16 protein-coding genes are annotated in these 18,405 nt (G+C 58.4%); 3 read left to right on the top strand and 13 right to left on the bottom strand.

Features of this window, described 5'->3' with window-relative positions:
- Window positions 1–145: 145 nt before the first annotated feature.
- On the bottom strand, window positions 146–2,791 hold the full coding sequence (gene ppc, locus LPB19_RS08065) for a phosphoenolpyruvate carboxylase (RefSeq protein ID WP_206645546.1): 2,646 nt from the start codon (window positions 2,789–2,791) through the stop codon (window positions 146–148).
- Between the two features lie 102 nt (window positions 2,792–2,893).
- On the opposite strand from ppc, the gene LPB19_RS08060 reads away from it, so the two are divergent.
- Window positions 2,894–3,130, top strand: coding sequence for a hypothetical protein (locus LPB19_RS08060; protein WP_206645545.1), 237 nt, complete (start codon window positions 2,894–2,896; stop codon window positions 3,128–3,130).
- A gap of 102 nt (window positions 3,131–3,232) precedes the next feature.
- On the opposite strand, the gene LPB19_RS08055 is transcribed toward LPB19_RS08060, so the two are convergent.
- The 5 genes from LPB19_RS08055 to cysM all read right to left on the bottom strand — a co-directional run bounded on the left by LPB19_RS08055 (window position 3,233) and on the right by cysM (window position 9,124).
- Window positions 3,233–3,577: a pilin assembly protein gene (locus LPB19_RS08055; RefSeq protein WP_206645544.1), complete on the bottom strand. Its 345-nt coding sequence runs from the start codon at window positions 3,575–3,577 to the stop codon at window positions 3,233–3,235.
- A 135-nt stretch (window positions 3,578–3,712) separates the two neighbouring features.
- On the bottom strand, window positions 3,713–4,564 hold the full coding sequence (gene mazG, locus LPB19_RS08050; RefSeq protein WP_206645543.1) for a nucleoside triphosphate pyrophosphohydrolase: 852 nt from the start codon (window positions 4,562–4,564) through the stop codon (window positions 3,713–3,715).
- Window positions 4,561–6,798 carry a GTP diphosphokinase gene (relA, locus tag LPB19_RS08045; protein WP_206645734.1) on the bottom strand — a complete coding sequence of 746 codons (2,238 nt, stop codon included), beginning with the start codon at window positions 6,796–6,798 and terminating at the stop codon, window positions 4,561–4,563. Before relA ends, mazG begins: the two co-directional genes overlap by 4 nt.
- 56 nt (window positions 6,799–6,854) lie before the next feature.
- On the bottom strand, window positions 6,855–8,204 hold the full coding sequence (gene rlmD, locus LPB19_RS08040; protein WP_206645542.1) for a 23S rRNA (uracil(1939)-C(5))-methyltransferase RlmD: 1,350 nt from the start codon (window positions 8,202–8,204) through the stop codon (window positions 6,855–6,857).
- A gap of 26 nt (window positions 8,205–8,230) precedes the next feature.
- Window positions 8,231–9,124, bottom strand: coding sequence for a cysteine synthase CysM (cysM, locus tag LPB19_RS08035; RefSeq protein WP_206645541.1), 894 nt, complete (start codon window positions 9,122–9,124; stop codon window positions 8,231–8,233).
- Between the two features lie 224 nt (window positions 9,125–9,348).
- On the opposite strand from cysM, the gene LPB19_RS08030 reads away from it, so the two are divergent.
- The gene (locus LPB19_RS08030; RefSeq protein WP_456319471.1) at window positions 9,349–11,808 is read left to right on the top strand and encodes an ATP-binding protein; all 2,460 of its coding nucleotides are present in this window, start codon (window positions 9,349–9,351) and stop codon (window positions 11,806–11,808) included.
- A complete protein-coding gene (locus LPB19_RS17210; protein WP_456319470.1) occupies window positions 11,705–12,232 on the top strand; it encodes an Hpt domain-containing protein in 528 nt (175 codons plus the stop codon). The genes LPB19_RS08030 and LPB19_RS17210 overlap by 104 nt, the downstream gene beginning before the upstream one ends.
- Before the next feature lie 17 nt (window positions 12,233–12,249).
- Here LPB19_RS17210 and pdxJ read toward each other — a convergent pair whose 3' ends face one another.
- Genes pdxJ through lepA form a run of 7 tightly spaced genes read right to left on the bottom strand, consistent with a single transcriptional unit; the run spans window position 12,250 to window position 18,353 of the window.
- Complete coding sequence (gene pdxJ, locus LPB19_RS08025; protein WP_206645540.1) at window positions 12,250–12,990, bottom strand: pyridoxine 5'-phosphate synthase; 741 nt, start codon at window positions 12,988–12,990, stop codon at window positions 12,250–12,252.
- Window positions 12,980–13,708 carry a DNA repair protein RecO gene (gene recO, locus LPB19_RS08020; protein ID WP_206645539.1) on the bottom strand — a complete coding sequence of 243 codons (729 nt, stop codon included), beginning with the start codon at window positions 13,706–13,708 and terminating at the stop codon, window positions 12,980–12,982. Before recO ends, pdxJ begins: the two co-directional genes overlap by 11 nt.
- A 7-nt stretch (window positions 13,709–13,715) precedes the next feature.
- On the bottom strand, window positions 13,716–14,633 hold the full coding sequence (gene era, locus LPB19_RS08015) for a GTPase Era (protein WP_206645538.1): 918 nt from the start codon (window positions 14,631–14,633) through the stop codon (window positions 13,716–13,718).
- The gene (gene rnc / locus LPB19_RS08010; RefSeq protein ID WP_206645537.1) at window positions 14,633–15,322 is read right to left on the bottom strand and encodes a ribonuclease III; all 690 of its coding nucleotides are present in this window, start codon (window positions 15,320–15,322) and stop codon (window positions 14,633–14,635) included. The genes era and rnc overlap by 1 nt, the downstream gene beginning before the upstream one ends.
- A complete protein-coding gene (locus tag LPB19_RS08005) occupies window positions 15,319–15,708 on the bottom strand; it encodes a DUF4845 domain-containing protein (RefSeq protein WP_206645536.1) in 390 nt (129 codons plus the stop codon). Before LPB19_RS08005 ends, rnc begins: the two co-directional genes overlap by 4 nt.
- Before the next feature lie 27 nt (window positions 15,709–15,735).
- Window positions 15,736–16,536 carry a signal peptidase I gene (gene lepB, locus LPB19_RS08000; protein ID WP_206645535.1) on the bottom strand — a complete coding sequence of 267 codons (801 nt, stop codon included), beginning with the start codon at window positions 16,534–16,536 and terminating at the stop codon, window positions 15,736–15,738.
- 14 nt (window positions 16,537–16,550) lie between these two features.
- Window positions 16,551–18,353: a translation elongation factor 4 gene (gene lepA / locus LPB19_RS07995; protein WP_206645534.1), complete on the bottom strand. Its 1,803-nt coding sequence runs from the start codon at window positions 18,351–18,353 to the stop codon at window positions 16,551–16,553.
- Window positions 18,354–18,405: the final 52 nt, after the last annotated feature.

Here is an 18,405-nt window from a genome sequence, read left to right as displayed (position 1 = left end):
CACGGACTCAATAGCCCGCATCCAGTTCTGCACCGAACTCACGAACCACGAGTACGACACCGCCAGGGTCCATCAGCAAGCCGGCCGGAAGTGCGTCCGAGGTGGGTAGGCCGGAATTCAGCACGAGCGCTGCAAAACGCGCCGCCTAGCCGGTGTTTCTCATGCCGGCCGAAATACCGGCCATAGTGACCTTCAGGGCCCGCTCGACCAGTTCGGGAACCTCGCCCTTATCCTCCCCTTCCCGGCTGCGGCGAAGCAGCTCTGCCTGCAGGAAGTGAAGCGGATCTGTGTAAGGGTTACGTACCCGCATGGAATGGGCGAATACCGGCTCCGCTTCCAGCAGCTCTTGCTGTTGCTTCAGCTCCAGGAGACGCTGGATACAGCGTTGCAGACGATTGCGGAGGTCGGCGCCCAGTTGCCTGAGTTCGTCATCATCCACCAGTGTCTGCTCGTAGTAGCTGGCGATACGCAGATCAGCCTTGGCCACCACCATTTCCAGCATATCCACGTAGGTCCGGAAGAATGGCCAACCCCGCATCATTTCCCGCAGTGCAGGCAGTCGCTTGTCCTTAGCCGCTGCCTCAAGGGCGACATCACTGCCCAGCCAACTGGGTAGCATCAGCCGCATCTGGGTCCAGGCAAAAATCCACGGGATGGCACGCAAACTTTCCACCCCGCCTGTTGCCTTGCGTCTCGCCGGCCGGCTGCCGAGCGCCAGCTTGCCCAACGCCTGTTCCGGCGTCACCTGCCGGAAGTAAGGCACGAAATCCGGGCGTTCCCGAACCACTTCACGATAGGCTTTCAGCGACCGTTCTGTCAGCCAGTCCATAGTGTCCCGCCAGTCGGGTTCCGGCTGGGGCGGTGGCGCCAGCGTGGCCTCAATCACCGCAGTGGTATAGAGCGTCAGGCTCTGAACCGCCAGATCGGGCAGGCCGAACTTGAAGCGGATCATTTCCCCCTGCTCGGTAATCCTGAAACTGCCATTCACCGATCCCGGAGGCTGCGACAGAATCGCCCGGTTAGCCGGCCCGCCACCGCGACCGACAGTACCGCCACGACCATGGAACAAGGTCAAATGCACGCCGTACTGACTGGCGACCTCGGTCAGTTTTTCCTGCGCCTGGTACTGCGCCCAGGCCGCCATCAACTGCCCTGCATCCTTGGAAGAATCGGAGTAACCGATCATCACTTCCTGGCGCCCCTGAGCATACTGCCGATACCAGTCCACCTGATACAGCGCCGCCATGCTCTCCGGCGCGCCCCGCAAGTCGTCGAGGGTCTCGAACAGGGGCACCACCCGCATGGGGTGCTTCATGCCGGCTTCGCGCAACAACAGAATGACGCTCAGCACATCCGACGGCTTACTGGCCATGGAGATAACGTAGGAGCCCAGTGCTTCCGGTGTCTGGCCGGCGACCACCTCGCAGGTGGCCAGCACTTCCCGGACGTTGTCGGACGCTTCCCAGTTGCGGGGAATCAGCGGACGGCGCCCCTGCAATTCCTTGATCAGAAAGGCTTGCCGTTGCTCTTCCGGCCAGGACAGGTAATCCCCGAGACCGAGGTAACTGACCATCTCGGCCACCGCCTCCGCATGGCGGGAGGCCTCCTGCCGGATATCAAGGCGGATCAGCGGCAGGCCGAAGGTGTGTGCCCGACGAATGGTATCCAGCAGCGGCCCATCTGCGATGCTCTCCAGACCACAGGCCACCAGCGACCGGTAACACAATTCCAGCGGTGCCGTCAGATCTTCGTTTTCGAACAGGATGTCGGTGGTGTCTGCGGGCTCGCCGCTGATTCGAGCTTCTGCCCACTTGCGGGTTTTCAACAGGCGCTCGCGCAGGGTCCCGAGTACCTCACGGTAAGGTTCCCTGGCGTCGCCCACCACGTTCTTCAGTTCATCGCTGGCCTGCCACATGGACAGTTCTGCCCGCAGCACCTTGATGTCGCGCAGGAACAAATCGGCGGCCATCCAGCGCCCGAGCAGAAACACCTGGCGTGTCACATCGTGGGTCACGTTGGGATTACCATCCCGGTCGCCCCCCATCCACGAGGCAATGCGAATGGGTGAAACCTGCATCGGCAGGCCGGTACCCGTTGCCTCCTCCAGGGAAGCGTCAAGGCTGCGCAAGAAGCGGGGCAATGCGTGCCACAGACTGTTCTCGATAACGGCAAATCCCCACTTGGCCTCGTCCACCGCCGTTGGACGCTCATGACGAATCTCGTCGGTATGCCAGGCTTCGGTAATCAAGCGCGACAGACGCTCGATCAGTTCCTCCCGCTCCGCGGGCAAAAGATCATCGTGATCCAGTTGCGCCAGGCACTGGGACATCTCGTCGTATTTCAGGATCAGGGTGCGGCGGGCCACTTCCGTGGGGTGCGCGGTTAACACGAATTCGATCCTCAGATCCGAGACACGCTCGTGCAACTCGGCCGGACTGACACCACCGGCTTTCAGTCGGCCGAACACCTCGCTTAGAGACTCAACAATCAGGTCCGACTGATGGCCTCGTTTACGGCGGATGCCATGATACTGCTCGGCCAGGTTAGCCAGGTTCAGGAACTGGTTGAAAGCGCGAGTCACCGGCAGAAGCTCATCGTCACTCAGCTTGCGCAACAGGTTGACCAGGCGCTGGCCGGAGTCATCTTCCTGCAGTCGATCGCTCTTGGCCGCTGCGCGGATTTCTTCAATCAGCTCAAAACAGTCCTGGCCCGGCGATCTGCGGATACTCTGGCCCAGCAGTTCGCCCAGCAGGCGGACATTCTCACGAAGGTCGGGGTGAAGTTCGGTCACGGTTACGTCCTTTTAATTGACGGAGGCGAACGAAACTTACGATACTAAGGTTTGGTTCAGAAAGTCTATTGGCGAAGCGCGCCAGCGGTCACAGGAGTCCAAATGAAAGTCACTGATCTGCCGAAGCATTGGGAAAACGACAAGCAAACTGTTGAGCGTACTCATGACTACAATCTGAGGCTTCCGCTGGAGGACGCAGCAAGGATTGCGGCGCTGGCAGAGATTTATCCCGACCGCAGCGAAAGTGACATCCTGAACGACATGATCAGCGCAGCGCTGGATGATCTGGTGCGCCAGACGCCACTGAAGGATCGCCTGGAAGGCAAGAAATCGAAGTAAGGATGCGTGCACTGCCGAAGTTCGGCTTCAGAGCGCAGCAAACAGGAGCGTCTCAACGACGCTCCTGACTCGGGAGCCAGGAATTACCTCAAACCTGATCCGTCAGGCGACGGATTCTATCTGGCGAGCCTTGAGGCGCTGAATGTGCTTCTGGCTCAGGCTGACAAACTTCGGGGTCAGGCCCTGATCCTCGTAGATCTCGAAGCCATCCTCGTCGTAAGCCACCACCTTGGTGCCCTGAACGTAGGGAAAACTGGTTTCCATCTCATCCAGAGCTGCAGAGATCAGGTCTCGCATCAGGTCCTGCGGGGATTTCATCGGGTAAAGTGCCGCCAGTTTTTCGAGGCGGCTGTGATGCTGGTCAGACAGTGCCAGAAAATAGGCGTCGCGAGTTAACCTTCCCCGCGCATGTTTATCCCAGTAATTGACCAGATCCTTAATTTTCATCGTGCCCTCACTTCTGCATCTTTTTGGTCGCTAACGACATCTGCACGCCGTTGCGAAGAAGTTTAGACGAACCAGCAATTCAGGGGGCCATGAAATTGGTAACGGATTGTACTTACCGCATTTTTTCAGCCTGCCTTAGGTGCCGGCGCTGCCGTTTTCGACACCCTTGACCGACTGCCAGACAGCGTCCAGGGCTTCCAGAGTTTCGCCATCCATGTTGCGACCCTCCCGCTCCAGCACCTGCTCGATTGCCCGGAACCGGGCTTCAAACTTGTGATTGGTGCGTTTCAGAGCCTGCTCAGGATTTACGCCAAGAAAACGCGCGAGGTTCACACACACAAACAGAAGATCGCCCAGCTCATCTTCAACGGCATCGATGTCACCCGAGCCATCCTGCGCGGCTGAAAAAGCCTCCTTCAGCTCGTCGATTTCCTCATGCAGCTTGTCAAATACCGGTGCGATATCCGGCCAGTCGAAACCGTGCCGGGCAGCTCTTTTCTGAAGCTTCTCCGCCCGGGCCATGGCCGGAAGAGTTCGGGCAATGCCATCCAGCCGGCTTGGCGTCTCATCGGACGGCGGCGCTGAAGCGCGCTCCTCCGCTTTGATGCGTTCCCAGCTTTCCTTGATCCAGGCTTCATCGGGTCGGTTATCCGGATCGACGCGGCTGTCCAGCGAACCGTCCGGAAACACGTGGGGGTGGCGGCGAAGCAGCTTGCGAACCAGGTTGTCCACCACCTCCTCGAATTCGAATCGGTTTTCCTCACGGGCAATCTGGGCGTAGAAGATCACCTGGAACAACAGGTCGCCGAGCTCATCCTTGAGATGGCCGTAGTCGCCACGCTCGATGGCATCAGCGACCTCGTAGGCTTCCTCAATGGTATGGGGCACGATGCTGCCGTAGGTTTGCCGGGCGTCCCAGGGACAACCGGTGTCCGGGTCACGGAGGCGGGCCATCAGTGTCTTGAGATCGTCAATTGAATAACTCATCCGCGCCTGCGCCTTACGTCGATAATATTCGGTAGATTACGAATCTGGGCCAGCAATCGGGCCAACTGCTCAAGACTCGATATCTCCACAGACACGGTCATGGTGGCTGTGTTTTCGTCTTTGTTGGTCTGGGTATGGAGCGCCAGAACGTCGGTCTTGGAGGCCGACAGAACCTGGGTGATGTCTCGCAACAGGCCCGATCGGTCGTAGGCCTCGATCTCGATGTCGACCGGATAGACCGCCCTGGGCTGGCCGCCCCAGCTGACTTCAATGATACGGTTCGGTTCATACTCCCGCAGATGCAGAAAGGTCAGGCAATCCAACCGGTGCACGGTAACGCCTCGACCAACGGTGATGTACCCGCCGATGGGATCGCCCGGCAGCGGCTTGCAGCACTTGGCCACCTGGGTCTTGAGCTTGCCAACGCCGACAATGTGGATGTCAGAATCCGCCGGAATCGGCGCGCGACGCTGAGGAGTCAGCTTCAGGTCCAGCTGCTCGGACTTGGGCTCCAGCAACTGCTGGGCAACGTTTGCAACATGAGCAGGACGAAGATCGCCGGCACCAATGGCGGCGAACATGTCATCGGCGCACAGATAGTTCACCCGCTGAGCCAACTCGTTCAGACTCACGTCGTAAAGCGAAAGGCGCTTGAACTCGTCCTCCAGGATGGCCCGACCATCGACAATATTCCGGTCACGATCCTGCTGCTTAAACCAATGGGTCACCTTGGCCCGCGCGCGCGAGGTCTGAATGTACCCCAGACTCGGGTTGAGCCAGTCCCGGCTTGGCGCCGGATTATTCGAGGTGAGGATAAAAATCTGATCGCCGGTTTTCAGCGGGTACGTCAGCGGTACGATGCGGTTATTCACCCGGGCGCCCCGACAGGCATGACCGATCTCAGTGTGAACCCGATAAGCAAAATCCACTGGCGTCGCGCCCTGGGGCAAATCGACCACATGTCCCTCTGGTGTGAAGACATAAACCCGGTCGGAAGCGACGTCTGACTTCAGATGGTCCGCCAGACCAGACAAGTCCCCGAGTTCTTCCTGCCACTCCAACACCTGACGCAGCCAGTTGATCTTGGCGTCGTAGCCGGTGGACTTGTTGCCCTTGTCGGTACCTTTGTACAGCCAGTGCGCACAAACCCCGAGTTCCGCTTCCTCGTGCATCTGGTGGGTTCGGATCTGCACTTCTACCACCTTGCCTTCGGGCCCGATGACGGCCGTGTGCAGCGACTGATACCCGTTTTCCTTGGGGTTGGCGATGTAATCGTCAAATTCGTTCGGAATGTGGCGCCATAGCGTATGGACAATCCCGAGCGCCGCGTAGCAGTCCCGGACTTGCGGGACCAGAATGCGCACCGCCCGGACGTCGTAGACCTGAGAGAAATCGATATCCTTGCGGCGCATCTTCCGCCAGATGCTGTAGATGTGCTTGGCCCGACCCGACAATTCTGCCTTGATTCCAGACTCTTCGAGCTGTTGCTGAAGCATATCGATGACACTTCGGATATAGCTGTCGCGCGCCAGGCGTTTTTCATCCAGCAACTTGGCGATTTTCTTGTAAGCGCTCTCGTGCAGGTAGCGGAAAGAAAGATCCTCCAGCTCCCACTTGATGTGCCCGATGCCCAGCCGATGCGCCAGGGGTGCGTAGATATCAAACACCTCCCGGGCCACGCGCATGCGCTTTTCCTCAGGCGAGTTTTTGACCGCCCGAATGACACTGGTTCGCTCAGCGAGTTTGATCAATGCCACGCGAACATCATCGATCATGGTCACCAGCATTTTGCGGACGTTGTCCAGCTGGCCTTCACTCTGACCGAGAACATTGCCTTTGAGGGGGTGGTGAATCGAGGAGATCGCCGCCATCTGAAGGACACCCTTGATCAGGCCGGCAATCTCGTCGCCGAACTCCCGGCGCGCGTTTTCCAGTGGCAAGCGTTCCTCGCGCACGGCCCGGTACAGCATGGCCGCCACCAGGCTGGCCTGATCCAGGTGCAGCTCCGCCAGCACCTGCACTATTTCCAGCCCGATCCGGAAACTGCTGGCGCCCTGGGTCCACTGCTGGTCGTCACGAATAGCCTGCAGGTCGGCCTCCGCCGCCCTTTCGCAAGCTTTCCGGAACTGATCGATGTTCTCCAACTGGGTCAGGCCGGCGATATGCTGAACGCAACGTTCAATATCGACCTCGCCCTCGTCAGTTACGGCATAATCTTCGCGGACTTTTACCATATCGCTTTCGCAGTCCCTGTTTGCTATCACCCACAATCCTATGGGGCGAACAACCTTTAGGAGGAATCGCGCTCAAACAGAGCGATCGATTCAACATGCGTGGTATGAGGGAACATATCCATCACACCGGCACGCACCAACCGATAGCCATTGCGCACCATCACTCCGGCGTCGCGGGCGAGCGTGGCCGGGTTACAGGAAACATAGACGATTCTGCGGGCGCCGAACGCCGTCAGATATTTGCAAATTTCCTCGGCACCGGATCTTGGCGGGTCGATCAGAATCTTGTCGAAGCCTTCTTTCGCCCAGCTCTGACCGGTGAAATCGCCGTGCAGATCGGCGCCGTGAAAGCTGACGTTATCCAGCCCGTTGAACTGCGCGTTCTCGCGCCCGCGCACGACCATGGTGTCGTCACCTTCCACGCCCACTACCTGCCCGCCCCTGCGGGCCAGCGGCAGCGTAAAATTGCCCAGACCACAGAACAGATCCAGCACTCTCTCGCCCGGCTGGATATCCAGCCATTCCACCGCTCGGTGCACCATCTTCTGGTTAATGCCCGCATTGACCTGAGTAAAGTCCATGGGGTGAAACCGCATGGTCAGGTCAAACTCTTCCAGCCGATAGCTCAGGCGTTCGTCGTCAGAGCCGGAAGACTCCGGCCAGATGCGATGCACCGTATCCGGCCCCTTCGGCTGCAGATAGATATGCAATTCGTGGGCCTGTCCGAACTCGATCAGACGCGCGCGATCCGCCTCGCTCAGCTCATCCATGTTCCGGAAGACCATAGCAGCCGCGTCGTCGCCACAGGCGACTTCCACCTGGGCAATGCGCTTGTAGGCATCCAGTTCATGCAGCATCTGCCGAAGCGGCATGATCCGCTCGCCAATGCGGGGATCCATCACCACGCACTGGTCGATATCGGTCAGGAAGCTGTTGCGTTTCTCGCGAAAACCAACCAGCACCGATTCACGCGCCGGCACGTAGCGCACCCCTAACCGGGCCTTGCGGCGATAACCGAGGCTGTCATCGGAGCGCATGGGCTCGATCCACTCCTCCGGCTCTATGCCTCCGAAGTGGGCAAAATGCTCTCTCAGGGTGTCTTCTTTGAACCGTATCTGGGCATCGCCACTCATGTGCTGGAGACTGCATCCACCGCACAGATCGGCAAATTTGCAGGGCGGCGTCTGACGCTCCGACACCCCTTCAATCACTTCGAGAGTCCGCAGTTCATCAAATTTGCTGCGGGTGGACACCATTTTTGCCATCACGGTCTCGCCCGGCAGGGCCCCATCGACAAACTGGGCCTTGCCGTCCTGACGGGCAATGCCCCGGCCATCATGACTCAGGGACTCGATGCTACAGCGCACAGGCTCTGAGGGAAGAGCCTTGCGGCGTCGTCTGCTCATAAACGTACTCTCGGTTAAACGGTGGTTCAGGCGCCCGGAAAGACGCCGGTAGAAAGGTATCGGTCGCCTCGATCACAGATAATGGCAACAATAACCGCGTTTTCAACCTGGGCGGACAGTTTCAGGGCAGCGGCAATGGACCCGCCAGAGGAAACGCCGCAGAAGATGCCCTCCTGAGCGGCCAGCGCCCGCATGGTGTCCTCGGCCTCCTGCTGGTCAATATCCATGACCTGGTCCACACGGCTCGCGTCGTAGATTTTTGGCAGGTAGGGCTCGGGCCAGCGGCGGATACCGGGGATGGACGCCCCTTCCTTCGGTTGCAACCCCACGATGCGGATATCGGGGTTACGCTCTTTCAGGTAGCGAGACACGCCCATTATGGTGCCTGTGGTGCCCATGGAGCTGACAAAATGCGTGACTCGACCGCCTGTCTGCTGCCAGATCTCCGGGCCAGTGGTGCGGTAATGGGCCAGGGGATTGTCCTGGTTACTGAACTGATCCAGCACCTTGCCCTTGCCCTCGGCCTCCATCGCCTGAGCCAGGTCCCGGGCTGCTTCCATCCCTTCTTCCTGGCTCACGGTAACGATCTCGGCTCCATAGGCACGCATGGACGCACGGCGCTCTTCGCTCATGTTGGCTGGCATGATCAGCACCATCCGGTACCCCTTGATGGCGGCCGCCATCGCCAGAGCGATCCCGGTATTGCCACTGGTGGCCTCAATCAGCGTGTCGCCTGGCTGAATAGCGCCGCGGCGCTCCGCTTCCTGAATCATGCTGAGCGCTGGCCGATCCTTGACCGATCCAGCAGGGTTGTTGCCTTCCAGCTTGGCGAGAATGATATTGGACGTCTCACCCGGCAGACGCTGCAGGCGAACCAATGGGGTATGCCCGACATAATCTTCTATTGTGGGGAAATTCATCTCATTACCCTGTGGTACACTTTTGAGGTAGGCATGATACGCGTTATGAGCGCCGTCTCCCAATAAAGCTTCTAGCTATATCCATGACTGGCAGCTATAACTGTATCGACTTTTAGGCAGGCACAGGAGGCCGTGGTTCAGGCGGCCGCCTGCCGCTAATCAGTCAAGACAGGGAAGGCAGGCCCACCGAATATCGGGGCCAGACAAGAATTCGGGATCAGACTATGCGACGCTGGGGCATTCGCAAAAAAGTGCTGGTGGTAACCCTGGTTCCCACCCTGCTGACCACGCTGATGCTGGGGATGTTTTTCACCTACAGCTGGGTCACTAACATTGAAAGCCTGCTGAAGGACCGCGGCGAATCCCTGTCCCGCCAGCTGGCTGCCGGCTCAGAATACGGGCTGTTTACCGCCAACCGCAGCCTGCTCAACAGCCTGTCCAAGGCGCTGCTCGAAGAGCAAGATGTCCGCTCCATCACCTTTTTTGATCGCGAGGGCAACCGGCTTCTGCATACCGGCCCGGTAGGTTCCGATACCGTCACTGCCACCGAGCTGTCTGCGGAAGCCGCGACCAATCTCCGTTTAGAACACAGCACCCGGTTCATAACACCGGTTTTCCTGCAGGACCTGATGATTGAGACCATGCTGGCACCCGATGCCCGACAGTCGTTGTCTCAGCCACAAGCCCCGATGGGCTGGGTCGCGGTCGAGATGTCTCACGTTAGAACAGAAAAGGAAACCTACAAGGCCCTGCTGATCTCGCTGCTGCTCGTGCTGGCCGGTGTGGGGCTGAGCCTTGCGGTAGCGCTGCGACTCAGTCGCGCCTTTACCAGTCCGATCTTCGAGCTGAACGAAGCGGTGGTTAAACTCAAGGAAGGCGAGCTGGACACCCGGGTTTATACCGAAGCCGGCCCCGAGTTCGAGCAACTGGAATCAGGCCTGAACGCCATGGCCGCCGAGCTTAGCAAGGCCCAGGCCGAGATGCAGCAAAACATTGACCAGGCCACGGAAGACCTCCGGGAAACACTGGAGACCATCGAAATCCAGAACATCGAACTGGATTTCGCACGTAAGGAGGCGCTTGAGGCCAGCCGCATCAAATCGGAATTTCTGGCCAACATGTCGCACGAAATTCGCACACCGCTGAACGGCATCATCGGCTTTACCGAGTTGCTACTGAAAAGCCCTCTGCCGAGGCAACAACGGGACCATCTGAACACCATACGCAAGTCATCAGAAATCCTGCTGACCATCATCAACGACATCCTGGATTTCTCCAAGATTGAGGCTGGCAAGCTGATTCTGGACAGAGTCCCGTTCCAGATTCGCGACATCGTCGAAGAAGTCATGACCATGCTGGCGCCTGCCGCCCACGCCAAGAATCTCGACCTGGTTCCGCTGGTCTACCACGATGTGCCTGACGGTATTCTCGGCGATCCGCTGCGGGTGAAGCAGGTCATCACCAATCTATTGAACAACGCCATTAAATTTACCCAGACCGGCGAAGTGGTGCTGCGCGCCAGCCTCGAAGACGAAAGCGAGACCGCCGACGGCAGCCAGGTGACGCTGCGTCTCAGCATTACCGATTCTGGTGTCGGTCTTTCCCGAGCCCAGCAACAGTCGCTGTTCAATGCCTTCAGCCAGGCCGATGCCTCGACAGCGCGGCAATATGGCGGCACCGGCCTCGGGCTGGCCATTTCCAAACGTCTGGTGGAGGAAATGGGCGGCAAGATCGGACTGGAAAGCGAACTGGGCAAAGGCTCCACCTTCTGGTTTACCCTGAGCTCCGAAATCGCCGCCGGAAGCGACAGCATCGACCCCAAAGACTCGCTGCGCGGCGAGCGTGTTATCTATCTGGAACAACAGAAGACTACGGGCCTGGCCGTTGAGCATCTGCTGCGGGACTGGGGCATGACCGTGGACCGGGTCAACTCGCCGGCCGCCCTGCAAGAACACATTGAGGAGGCACAGAAGGATCAGACGGGTTACGCGGTCGCCATTATTGGCATCACCCGGCACCTGCTCAACTCAAGCCAGTACTGCAGCCTGGTGCGCACGCTGGAGATCGAGCGGGATTGCCGCACCCTGTTGCTGACCCCTACCCTGGAAACCCAGGAGCCGCCGTTGTCAGGGCTCGCCAGCGGACATGTCACCAAACCGGTGTGCCGGGATGCCTTCTATGACGAGCTGGTGCTTCTGGTTCACGGTATCAGCGCCGCAGGCCGGACTTCCATGGCATCCCACGCAGCACCCCAGTCACTGCCGGGCGGCGCCGCCCCGAGAGTGTTGGCGGTGGATGATAATGACGCGAACCTGAAGCTCATCATGACGCTGCTGAACGACTACCGAATCGAGGCCATTGGTGCATCCAATGGGTTCGAAGCCCTGAGCAAGAGCCGCGGCAAACCCTTCGATCTGGTGTTTATGGATCTGCAGATGCCCGGCATGGACGGCGTCGAGACGACAGCCCGACTCCGGGAAATGGACCCGGCCGCACACCGGACTCCGATCATCGCGCTGACGGCTCATACCCTTGCGGATGAGCAGGAAAAAGCTGGCCTCACAGGGGTTCGATGGCTACATGCCCAAGCCCATCAGCAGCTCGCAGCTGGTGGAGGTGATTCGGGAATACACCGGTTACGTCTGCCAGGGTGGCCCCGCAAGCGACCGTTTCCGCTTGCCTGACCCGAGGGATAGCCGACTGTCGATACGCCCCTCGGCCCGCAAGAAGCAGCAGGACTGCGTCAGCATTGAGGAAAGTATTCAACTGGCAGCCGGCAAAGCCGACCTGGCCGAAGAACTCTTCAGCATGCTACTTGAGCAAATGCGCTTCGATCACGATCGGGTCGAGGAGCTCTGGCAGGATCAGGACCTGGATGGCCTGCTCGATTGCGTCCACAAATTGCACGGCGCAACCCGCTATTGCGGCGTTCCCGAGCTGCGCACTGCCGCCAATAGGCTTGAGACAGCGCTAAAGCGCGAAGCTCCGGACCTCGGGCATCACAAGGAACAACTCGTGTCGGCCATGGAACGCCTGCAGATCTGGAGCGACCAGACCGACTGGCAACAACTGTTTCGGGAACAGAGTCCACAGGCGGAAACAACCTGAGGGTCTGAGCGACCTGATCAGGCCAGCCCGCGAGCCTGATCCAGGATTGCCTTCATGTCACGGACGGCATCCTTCAGGCCGGTAAACACCGCTCGCGCAATAATAGCGTGGCCAATATTCAGTTCATTGATGTTGGGTATCGACGCCACACGCTCGGTGTTGTGGTAATGCAAGCCATGCCCGGCATTGACGATCAACCCCTGGGAGTGGGCATAGGCCACGGCATCCGAGATCACCGCCAGGCTTTTTTCAACCGCTTCAGGTGCGCTTGCTTCGGCGTACTCGCCGGTATGCAGCTCAATCACGGGAGCCCCACACCGGACCGCCGCATCAATCTGGGCCGCATCTGGATCGATGAACAGGGACACCTCCGCCCCGAAGCCAGCCAGGCGCTCGCAGGCGCGGGCAATCCGGCTCTCCTGCCCGAGGACATCCAGCCCACCTTCCGTTGTAAGCTCCTCGCGCTTTTCGGGTACCAGGCACACGCACTCCGGCCGGACTTGCTCCGCAAACGCGAGCATGGCGTCGGTAACGGCCATTTCCAGATTCATTTTGGTTTGCAGTATCTCGCGCAGCAGCAACACATCGCGATCCTGAATATGACGCCGATCTTCCCGCGGGTGGATGGTAATTCCATCCGCGCCGGCCTCCTCTGCCATAATGGCGGCCTGCACCGGATCCGGATAGCGGGTTCCACGGGCCTGCCTCAGTGTTGCCACATGGTCAATGTTTACGCCAAGTAAAACTCTAGGATTCATGCCGTTCTCCGCGAAGGTGAGTAAAAAGTGTCCGGCTGTGCAAGGGTTTTCCCTGCAGAAGATGGTCCGTCAATACCCGCATAATCCGTTTGGCCGTTTGCCGGCAGGCCGCCTCATGCATATTTCCCTGTGCCAGTGCCAAAAGCACCTCACCGGGCAAGTTCTGCAGCCGGGTATCCGACCCCGGGTTCAGGACGATCCCCTGCTCTGGGTTGTAGGCATAGTGCTGGCCAGTCAAAACAGGCTGCCCGACATCGGTTGCAAGATCCCACGCAAAACCATAGCCCATCGCCTCGGCAAATGCCGACTCGAATTGGCGCAATACCGGTTCCACGTCTGCCGTATCGGCCAACTCCGCAATCGCATCGATGTAGGCACCAAATAGGGCTGGGTGGGGGTCTGCAACCGGAAGGATACGCTGGAGAAGTTCGTTGATATAGAGGCCGCTATAAAGCGACGCCGTGCGCCTCAGCTGGGGACCCGTGCGCACATCCACATTCGTCAATGTCTTCAGGTCGCCGCGCCCCGCCCAATCCAGCAGCAACGGCTGAAACGGCTGGAGCTGAGCCTTGAGGGGGCTCTTGGAGGAGCTGGCTCCGCGTGCGATCACCGCCAGCCGCCCGGCATTGAGCGTAAATAACTCCACCAGGAGACTCGATTCACGCCAGGGCCGGCGATGAATCACATACGCCGGCTCCTGATGCACCGCTCCCTGCATCGCAGACTCAGTTGGAGTTCATGCCGAGGCTTTTCAGGGCCCGGTCACTGTCCGCCCAGCCACGCTTGACCTTAACCCACAGGCGCAACATGATTTTGCTGCCAAACAGGCGCTCCATGTCAGCCCGGGCTTCCTGACCGATGCGGCGCAGTCGCTCTCCCTTGTCACCGATCATGATCTTCTTCTGGCCTTCCCGCTCGACCAAAATCAACGCCGAAATGTGCAGAGTCTTGCCCTCGTGCTTAAACTCCTCGATTTCAACAGCCACCGAGTACGGCAGCTCGGCACCCAGCTGACGGGTAATTTTCTCCCGAACGATTTCGGATGCGAGAAAACGCTCGCTTCGATCCGTAATCTGATCATCCGGGTAGAAATGAATGCTTTGCGGCAGAAACCGTCCAACTGCTTGTTCCAGCGGCTCAAGGTTGTCCTCCTTGAGCGCCGATAGCGGAATAATCTCGGCGAAGTCTCGCTTTTTCGACAACATCTCGAGGTGCGGCAGCAGGCTCTCACGCTTCTCGAGTTTATCGACTTTGTTCACCGCAAGGATGACCGGGCACTTGAGACGGCTAATCTTTTCCAGAACCATCTCATCGCCGGCCGTCCAGTTCGTCTGATCAACAACGAAGACCACCACATCGACATCAATCAATGCCGAGGTTGCCGCCTTGTTCATGTAGCGGTTCAGTGCCCGCGGTTCTTCCTCGTGCATGCCGGGCGTATCGACATAAATCGCCTGCACCGGACCAACCGTCTTGATGCCCAATACCTGATGCCGGGTGGTTTGCGGCTTGCGAGAGGTAATGCTGAGTTTCTGCCCGAGGATATGATTCAGCAGGGTGGACTTGCCAACATTCGGGCGACCAACAATCGCGACGAACCCACAACGGCTGTCGGGATCCTCAGGTCGGGTAATATCATTCATCAGGAATTCTCCACGCCCAGTTCTTTCAGGGCATTGCGGGCCGCCTGCTGTTCGGCGATCCGGCGGCTGCTGCCGGTACCGGTGGTTTTCCGATCCAGCGATGGCAAGGCACAGGAGACATGGAAGGTCTGGTTGTGCGCCTCGCCGTCAACGGAAATAACGTCGTACCGAGGCAACGGGAATTGTCGAGACTGCAGATACTCCTGCAGCCGGGTCTTGGGGTCCTTCTGGGTATCCTGCAGGTCCAGATTTTTCAGGCGCTGAGCAAACCACTGCAGCACCTTTTCCCGACAGGTTTCAAAATCACTATCGAGGTATATGGCGCCGATAATGGACTCAACCGCATCCGCCAAGATCGATTCCCGGCGAAAACCTCCGCTTTTAAGCTCACCGGAACCGAGCCGCAGGTATTGCCCAAGTTGAAACTCGCGCCCAATCTCCGCAAGCGTCACCCCTTTTACCATTCTGGCGCGCAGCCGGCTAAGTTGCCCTTCGCGCGCTTTTTCAAAATGGCAATACAGATACTCGGCAATGACCATATTCACGATGGAGTCACCAAGAAACTCTAATCGCTCGTTATTCTGGTTGCCGTAACTGCGATGGGTAAGCGCAAGCATGAGGCGCTCCGGCGACTTGAACTGGTAGCCGATGCGACGCTGGAGCTGGTCAAGATCCTGCTGTGAACTCACTGGCCCTTCATCTCATAGTCGTGTTTGAAGTGAACAACCGCATCCACGTTCCGGAACAGATTCTCTCTGACCTCGTAATCAACGCCCAGCAGGACCAGCTCACCGCTCTTCTCAACCGTGATGGCTTTTTTGTCGAGCGTTCGAACGTTATTTACGCTCAGGCGTTTATTGATCAGAGCGTGGACCTGTGCAGGCCCCATCTGGGAAAGCCCCTCGGTTCCATCCAGACCTTCCAGCGTCTGCTGAATAGTGTAGTCGTCCAGATAGGCCGGGCCCAGCTTGATCACCAGTGTCAGCAGGCTGCCAAAGAAAAGCACCATGACCAACATGGTCAGGCCCGACGCACCACCCTGTCGCCCCAGACCAGAGAGTTTATTTTTTTTCATGATTACTGCACTCCAGACTCGTTGGAATTACTCGATACCACCCACACGATCGAAAGACGGCAAACTGGTCAGGGATTTCCAGTGCATCCAGATCGCAAATGCTTTTCCAACCACCAGCTCGTCCGGGACGGTTCCCCAGTAGCGGCTGTCGTTGCTGTTATCCCGGTTGTCGCCCATGACAAAGTAATGCCCCTCCGGCACAACCCACTCTCCCTCACCGCCGGCACCGGGACGCCCCATGGTGAGGAAAATATCATGTTCAGTATCACCGAGGTCTTCCCGGCGAAGTTCCACCGGCGGCAATCGGGCAATAAAGTCGCTCTCTACTTTTTCACCATTGATAAACAGCTGTTTGTCCCGGTAACGAACCTCGTCTCCGGGCAGACCGACAACCCTTTTGATGTAGTTGGTCGAGCCGTCCTTGGGGTAACGAAACACCATGACGTCACCGCGCTCCGGATCTCCCATTTCTACAACTTTGGTTCCCGCCACCGGCAGCCGCAGGCCATAGGCATACTTGTTGACGAGGATGAAATCACCCACCTCCAGAGTTGGGAGCATGGAGCCGGAGGGAATCTGGAAGGGCTCGACCAGGAACGAACGAAGAACCAGCACAATCGCCAGAACAGGAAAGAACGAGCGGCTGAGGTCAACCAGGTAGGGTTCCTTGGGCTCGTCAGTTTCTCCGGGCGCTCCAGCGGCCCCCGGTTCATCACCCGCACGAGCAGCAGCAAGCCGCCGCTCCCGCAAAAACAGTTTATCCGCCAGCCAGATCAGACCCGTTGCAAAGGTCAGAACCACCAGAACCAGGGGAAAATCGATATCCATCCAGGAGCCTTTTGTTATTTGTCGACTTGCAATACCGCGAGAAACGCTTCCTGAGGCACTTCAACATTGCCCAGCTGCTTCATGCGTTTCTTACCTTCTTTCTGCTTCTGAAGAAGCTTCTTCTTCCGGCTGACGTCACCGCCGTAACACTTGGCGGTTACGTTTTTGCGCAGGGCTTTGACGGTAACCCGCGACACGATCTGGGTACCGATCGCCGCCTGAATGGCTATATCAAACATCTGGCGCGGAATCAGTTCTTTCATCTTCTCGATGAGCTGACGCCCTTTGTAGTGAGCCTGTTCCTTGTGCACGATCAGCGCGAGCGCATCCACGCGGTCACCATTGATCATGACATCCAGACGGACCAGGTTTGCTGACTGAAACCGCACGAACTGGTAGTCCAGGGAAGCAAAGCCGCGACTCGCGGACTTGATACGGTCGAAGAAATCCATCACCACTTCGGCCATCGGCAGCTCGTAAACCACCTGAACCTGCGAGGACATGAAGTGCATGTTCTTCTGGACGCCCCGCTTCTCTTCGCACAGGGCGATGACGTTGCCCAGATGCTGCTGGGGCACAAGAATGCTCGCCTCAACAATGGGCTCGCGCATCTCTTCAATGGAGCCAATATCCGGCAGCCGCGAGGGGTTATCCACCGATAGTGTCTGCCCCTGCTTGGTGACGACCTCGTAGATAACCGTCGGTGCCGTGGTAATCAGATCAATGTCGTATTCCCGCTCAAGCCGCTCCTGGATGATCTCCATGTGCAGCATGCCGAGGAAACCACAGCGGAAACCAAAGCCAAGGGCGTCTGAATTTTCCGGCTCGAAGAACAGCGATGCATCGTTCAGGGTCAGCTTTTCCAACGCATCCCGGAAATCATCGTAGTCATCAGCACTGACGGGGAACAGGCCGGCATAAACCTGCGGCTTGACCTTCTGGAAGCCTGGCAACATCGGCGTATTTTCGGCGTGCTTCTGATGCACGATGGTGTCGCCCACCGGCGCACCATGAATATCCTTGATGCCGGCGACCACAAAACCAACGTCACCCGCTTCCAGGATGTTGGTATCTTTCGGTTTCGGATTGAAGATACCGACCTTGTCCACGCCCCACACCCGGCCGGTGGATTTCATGACAATCTTGTCGCCCTTGCGCAAGGTGCCTTCTGTCACCCGCACCAGTGAGACCACCCCAAGGTAGTTATCGAACCAGGAATCAATGATCAGCGCCTGAAGCGGTGCACTGCGGTCGCCTTTGGGCGGCGGAATACGCTTGATCAGGTCTTCAAGGACGTCCTCGACGCCCATCCCGCTCTTGGCACTGCATTTGACTGCGTCCGAGGCTTCGATGCCGATGATGTCCTCGATTTCCTCCGCGACCCGCTCGGGCTCGGCCTGGGGCAAATCCATTTTGTTCAGGACCGGCACCACTTCCAGGCCCTGCTCGATGGCGGTGTAGCAGTTGGCCACCGACTGCGCCTCGACTCCCTGGCCGGCATCGACCACCAGCAGCGCGCCTTCACAGGCGTAAAGCGAGCGGGAAACCTCATAGGAAAAGTCCACGTGCCCGGGCGTGTCGATAAAGTTCAGCTTGTATTCTTCGCCGTCCCTCGCCTTGTAATTGAGCGTTACGCTCTGGGCCTTGATGGTAATTCCTCGTTCGCGCTCCAGATCCATGGAGTCCAGCACCTGCTCGGCCATTTCCCGGTCGGTCAGGCCACCACAGATCTGAATAAAGCGATCTGCAAGGGTCGACTTACCATGGTCAATGTGGGCAATGATGGAAAAGTTACGGATTCGGCTCAGTTCAGTCACAGACAACGAGTACTCACGATTAGACGAAGGATTTGGCCCTCGAGGGCCACAG

The sequence above is a fragment of the Marinobacter salinisoli genome (assembly GCF_017301335.1).
GTDB lineage: Bacteria > Pseudomonadota > Gammaproteobacteria > Pseudomonadales > Oleiphilaceae > Marinobacter > Marinobacter salinisoli.
Note: the sequence above shows the minus strand (reverse complement) of the source record. Positions and strands in the feature narration are given on the sequence as shown.

Coding starts and splice junctions, on each gene's coding strand:
- LPB19_RS08060 (WP_206645545.1), top strand. CDS start 2,894: ATGAAAGTCACTGATCTGCCGAAGCATTGGGAAAACGACAAGCAAACT.
- LPB19_RS08055 (WP_206645544.1), bottom strand. CDS start 3,577: ATGAAAATTAAGGATCTGGTCAATTACTGGGATAAACATGCGCGGGGA.
- mazG (WP_206645543.1), bottom strand. CDS start 4,564: ATGAGTTATTCAATTGACGATCTCAAGACACTGATGGCCCGCCTCCGT.
- relA (WP_206645734.1), bottom strand. CDS start 6,798: ATGGTAAAAGTCCGCGAAGATTATGCCGTAACTGACGAGGGCGAGGTC.
- rlmD (WP_206645542.1), bottom strand. CDS start 8,204: ATGAGCAGACGACGCCGCAAGGCTCTTCCCTCAGAGCCTGTGCGCTGT.
- cysM (WP_206645541.1), bottom strand. CDS start 9,124: ATGAATTTCCCCACAATAGAAGATTATGTCGGGCATACCCCATTGGTT.
- LPB19_RS08030 (WP_456319471.1), top strand. CDS start 9,349: ATGCGACGCTGGGGCATTCGCAAAAAAGTGCTGGTGGTAACCCTGGTT.
- LPB19_RS17210 (WP_456319470.1), top strand. CDS start 11,705: ATGCCCAAGCCCATCAGCAGCTCGCAGCTGGTGGAGGTGATTCGGGAA.
- pdxJ (WP_206645540.1), bottom strand. CDS start 12,990: ATGAATCCTAGAGTTTTACTTGGCGTAAACATTGACCATGTGGCAACA.
- recO (WP_206645539.1), bottom strand. CDS start 13,708: ATGCAGGGAGCGGTGCATCAGGAGCCGGCGTATGTGATTCATCGCCGG.
- era (WP_206645538.1), bottom strand. CDS start 14,633: ATGAATGATATTACCCGACCTGAGGATCCCGACAGCCGTTGTGGGTTC.
- LPB19_RS08005 (WP_206645536.1), bottom strand. CDS start 15,708: ATGAAAAAAAATAAACTCTCTGGTCTGGGGCGACAGGGTGGTGCGTCG.
- lepB (WP_206645535.1), bottom strand. CDS start 16,536: ATGGATATCGATTTTCCCCTGGTTCTGGTGGTTCTGACCTTTGCAACG.